Origin of the sequence: Streptomyces sp. NPDC007901 (assembly GCF_042959465.1) — a bacterium.
In the GTDB taxonomy this organism is placed as follows: Bacteria; Actinomycetota; Actinomycetes; order Streptomycetales; family Streptomycetaceae; genus Streptomyces.
This window is the reverse complement of the sequence record NZ_JBIBKW010000070.1, coordinates 1-5,376: the sequence shown is the minus strand read 5'-3', so window position 1 is coordinate 5,376 and position 5,376 is coordinate 1. Positions and strand designations below refer to the sequence as shown.

Below are 5,376 nucleotides of genomic sequence, written 5' to 3'. Positions count from 1 at the left end.
ATCCGTGGGTTCCGGATCGAGCCGGGTGAGGTGCAGGCCGTGGTGGCCGCGCACCCCGGCGTGGCCCGGGCCGCCGTCGTCGCCCGTGAGGACACGCCCGGGGGCCGCCAGTTGGTGGCCTATGTGGTGCCCGAGCCGGAAGCTGCTGGGAAACTGCCGTTGTCGGTACGGGAGTTCGTGGCGGAGCGGTTGCCGGAGTACATGGTGCCGTCGGCGGTGGTGGTGCTGGAGGAGCTGCCGCTGACGGTGAACGGCAAGCTCGACCGCGCCGCCCTGCCCGCACCCGACTACACAGCCGCCTCCACTCTGCGCGGCCCCTCGTCGGCGCTTGAGGAGATCGTGTGTGCCGCCTTCGCCGAGGTCCTGGGCCTCGACCGGGTGGGCGTCGACGACAACTTCTTCGAACTCGGCGGTCACTCCCTGCTGGCCGTGTCCCTGGTGGAGCGGCTCCGGGAGCGGGGAGTCGCCGTGGGTGTACGGGCGTTGTTCCTGACGCCCACGCCGGCGGGGGTCGCCGCGGGAGTCGTGGCCGGTGGTGCGGTGACGGTGCCGCCGAACCTGATCCCTGAGGGTGCCGCCGAGATCCGTCCGGAGATGCTGCCGCTGGTCGATCTCGGTCAGGACGAGATCGATCTGATCTGCGCTCGTGTTCCGGGCGGTGCCGCGAACGTGGCGGACATCTACCCGCTGGCCCCCCTCCAGGAAGGCATGTTCTTCCACTACCTGCTGGCCGAGGGGGAGGGGAGCGAGGACGTCTACCTCGAGCCGACGGTCGTGGAGTGCGACTCGCGTGAGCGGGTGGAGGCGGCGCTGGCCGCGTTGCAGCAGGTGGTGGACCGGCACGACATCTACCGCACCGCGATCGTCTCGGACGGCCTCCGCGAACCCGTTCAGGTCGTGTGCCGGCGGGCCCGGATGGCGGTGGCGGAAGTCGTCCTGCACGGCTCGGGAGACGTGACGAGCGAACTGCTCGCCCATGCCGAGGACCGTATCGACCTGTCGGTGGCACCGCTGCTGCGGGCGCATGTGGCCCGTAGGCCCGGGTCGGAGCGTTGGCTGGTGCTGCTCCAGATGCACCACATGTTGCAGGACCACACGGGCGCCGGGGTCGTACTCGACGAGGTGGCGGCGATCCTGCGGGGCGAGGGCGACCGGCTGCCGCAGCCGCTGCCGTTCCGTGACTTCGTGGCCACCGCCCGGTTGGGGATGTCCCGGGAGGAACACGAGGACTACTTCAGGACGGTCCTGGGCGACGTCACCGAGACGACGGCACCGTTCGGCTTCACGGACGTGCACGGCGACGGGGCGGGAGTGTCACGCGTCCGGCTGGCGGTCGACGACGGCCTGGCCGAGCGGCTCCGTGAGCGGGCCCGACGGCTGGGCACGTCCCCGGCGACCCTGTTCCACCTCGCGTGGGCACGGGTGCTGGCCTCGCTGGCGGGCCGTGACGATGTGGTGTTCGGTACGGTCCTGTTCGGCCGGATGAACGCGGGTGCCGGCGCGGACCGGGTCCCGGGGCCGTTCATGAACACGCTGCCGGTACGGGTCAAGACGGGCTCCGTGGACGTGGCGCAGGCCCTCGCCGACATGCAGAGGCAACTCGCCGGGCTGCTCGTTCACGAGCACGCCCCACTGGCGTCGGCCCAGCAGGCGAGCGGCGTCAGCGCCCCGGCCCCGCTGTTCACCTCCATCTTCAACTACCGCCACGCAGCCGCCTCCGACGCCGAGGGCGCGGACGAGGGTCAGGGAGGCGTGGACGGTGTTCGCACGCTGTACGCCAAGGACCGTACGAACTTCCCGCTGGACGTGGCGGTCGACGACCTCGGGTCCGGCTTCGGCCTTGTCGTCGGCGCGCTGAGGCCGGCCGATCCGCAGCGCATCGCGGCCATGCTGCACACCGCGGCCGCACACCTGGTGGACGCGCTGGACGACGGCGGTCGCCTGCCGCTCGCCGCGCTGGAGATCCTGGACGAGGCCGCCCTGCGGGAGGCCGTGCGCACCTGGAACGACACCGCGGCCGAGGTGGGCCCGGAGTCGGTGCCGGAACTGGTGGCCGCCCAGGCCCGCCACACCGCGGACGCCGTAGCCCTGGTGTGCGACGGCACCGAGGCCACGTACGCCGAGGTGTCGGAACGGGCGAACCGGCTGGCCCACCACCTGATCGGCCTCGGCGTGGGTGCCGAGTCGGTTGTCGGGATCTGCCTGCCCCGCGGCATCGATGCGGTGACCGCGATGCTGGCCGTCTGGCGAGCCGGGGGTGCCTACCTGCCCATCGACCCCGACTACCCGGTCGAGCGCATCGCCTTCATGCTCACCGACGCCCGGGTCGCCATGCTCATCGGCAACGACGCCACGCTCGAGGACATGCCCGCGGGCCGCACTCCGCAGATCGACCTCAGCGACCCGTTCGTGGAACTTCAGCTGCAAGCGTCTCCGACGACCGACCCCGAACGACCGCCGCTGCCCGATCAGCTCGCCTACCTGATCTACACCTCCGGTTCGACCGGCACGCCGAAGGGCGTCCAGATCACGCACCGTGGCCTGGCCAACTACGTCACCTGGGCGGCCGGCCGCTACCCCCTCACGGCCGGCTCGCCGGCGGCACGGGCGGCCGACGGGATGCCGCTGTTCTCCTCACTGGCGTTCGACCTCACGGTCACCTCGTTGTGGCTGCCGTTGGCATCCGGGTCCACGGTCTGGATCAGCCCGGACGGCGGCACGGAGGGGTTCACGGAGCTCATGGGCACGCGGGGCTTCGACGCGGTCAAGCTCACGCCCGCCCATCTGGGCCTGCTCAACGACCTCGCCGCGGACACCCCGGCCGCAGACGAATCGGCCGACGCGTCACGGGACACCGGCGCGGTGCGCTCACTGGTGGTCGGCGGCGAGGCCCTGAACACGGCGGCCGTGCGGGCATGGCTGGCCCGTCACCCCGAGTCGACGGTCGTCAACGAGTACGGCCCGACCGAGACCGTCGTCGGGTGCTCGGTGTTCTCCGTGACCGCCGAGGGCCTCGCCGGTGCGGAGCCGGGCGACGCCGAAGGGGTACCGATCGGCCACCCCGTCGCGAACACCCGGCTGCTGGTGCTGGACGAGCGGCTGCGGCCCGTGCCGGTCGGAGTCGCCGGCGAACTGTACATCGGCGGCGCCCAGGTGGGCCGCGGATACGCGGGGCGCGCGGGGCTGACAGCGTCCCGTTTCGTGGCGGATCCGTTCGCCGGAGACGGCTCGCGGCTCTACCGGTCCGGGGACCTCGTACGACGGCGGGCCGACGGGTGCCTGGTGTTTCTGGGGCGGGTCGACGACCAGCTGAAGATCAGGGGCTTCCGGGTGGAGCCCGGTGAGGTCGAGGCGGCCCTGTCGGCGGAGCCGGGCGTGGCGCGGGCGGCCGTGGTGGCCGAGGACGCGCCCGGCGGCCTGCGGTTGGTGGCCTACGTGGCTTCCGACGACGCCGAGGCCGGGATCGACCCCGAGGCATTGCGGGCCGGGCTGGCACGACGGCTGCCCGAGTGGATGCTGCCGTCCCTCTTCGTGGTTCTGGAGGCACTGCCGCTGACGATGAACGGCAAGGTCGACCGGGCCGCACTCCCGGCGCCCGACCGCGGCCCGCTCGACGGGTCGGGCCCGCGGGAGCCGGAGACGGCGGAGGAGCGCGCGCTGTGCGGACTGTTCGCCGAGGTCCTGGGGCTGGCGACGGTCGGACCGGAGGACGACTTCTTCGCGCTCGGCGGACACTCGCTGTTGGCCACCCGGCTGGTCGGGCGGGTCCGCTCCGCCCTGGGAACAGAACTGCGGATCCGGGACCTGTTCGATGCCCCGACCCCCGCGCGCCTGGCGCGACGACTGGCCACCGCCATACCTCCGCGCCCCGGACTGACCTCACAGGAACGCCCGGAGCGGGTACCGCTGTCGATGGCTCAGCAGCGCCTGTGGTTCCTGGGCCGACTGGACGGCCCGAGCCCGCTGTACAACACCTCGTTCGCGGTCCGGCTAACCGGCGAGACGAACGTCCGGGCGCTGGAGGAGGCGCTGCGCGATGTGCTGGCCCGGCACGAAGTCCTGCGCACCGTCTTCCCACAGGACGGCGGACAACCCCGCCAACACGTAGTCGGCATGGCCGAACTGCGCGACTGGCGCCTACCGGTCATCGAGACCACCGCCGACGAACTGACGGCGGCCGTCGCCGCCACGGCCGATCTTCCCTTCGACGTGAGCACCGAAATCCCGATCCGAGCCGCCCTGTACACCACTGGCCAGGACGAGCGCGTACTGGCGGTCGTGATCCACCACATCGCGACCGACGGCTGGTCCCTCCAGCCCCTGGCCCGCGATCTGTCCGACGCCTACGCCGCCCGTCGCCGCGGCCAGGCTCCCGAATGGGCGCCCCTGCCGGTCCAGTACGCCGACTACGCCCTCTGGCAGCGTGATCTGCTCGGCGACCCCGACGACCCGAGCAGCCTGCTCACCCGGCAACTCGCCTACTGGCGCCAGGCGTTGGCCGGAGCACCGGAAGAACTGACCCTCCCCACCGACCGGCCTCGCCCGGCGAGCGCGTCGCATCGCGGGCACGCGACGCCGTTCCGCATCTCTCCTGAGCTGCACCGGCGTGTGGTGGAGGTGGCGCGGGAGCGCGGGGTGACGGTGTTCATGGTGCTGCATGCGGCGGTGGCGGTGTGGTTGTCGCGGCTGGGTGCGGGCGAGGATCTGCCGATCGGTACGGCGGTGGCGGGTCGGACGGACGAGGCGCTCAACGATCTCGTCGGTTTCTTCGTCAACACGTTGGTGCTGCGGACCGATGTCTCGGGTGATCCGACATTCGTGGAGTTGCTGGATCGGGTGCGGGAGACGAATCTGGGGGCGCTGGCGCACCAGGATGTGCCGTTCGAGCGGCTGGTGGAGGTGTTGTCGCCCACCCGGTCGCTGTCCCGGCACCCTCTGTTCCAGGTCATGCTCACCCTTCAGAACACCGGCCCGGCCACCCTCGACCTCCCCGGCCTGACCGCCAAGGGGCTTCCCCAGACATCCGCTACCTCCAAGTACGACCTCGACATCACCGTGAGCGAGGTGCTGCACGACGGCGCACCCGCAGGAGTGCGGGGGACGCTGACCCTGTCGGCGGACCTGTTCGACCCCGAGTCCTCGAAGGTCTTCGCGGAGCGGTTCGTCCGCGTCCTGGAAGCGGTGGCAGGAAACCCGGACACGCGACTGAGCGCCACCGACCTCATGGACGAGACCGAGCGCCGCCAGGTGCTCAGCGACTGGCAGGGGCCGGCGACGGATCTTGGGTGTGGTTCGGTTGTGGAGTTGTTTGGGCGTCGGGTGGTGGGTGATGCGGGTGCGGTGGCTGTGGTGTGTGGGGATGTGGCGTTGTCGTAT

The 5,376-nt window shown here is 71.6% G+C and carries 1 protein-coding gene; it reads left to right on the top strand.

What is annotated here, in order from left to right:
* The coding region (locus ACFZDK_RS55475) for an amino acid adenylation domain-containing protein (RefSeq protein WP_390986975.1) at window positions 1-5,376 on the top strand (5,376 nt) is incomplete at both ends.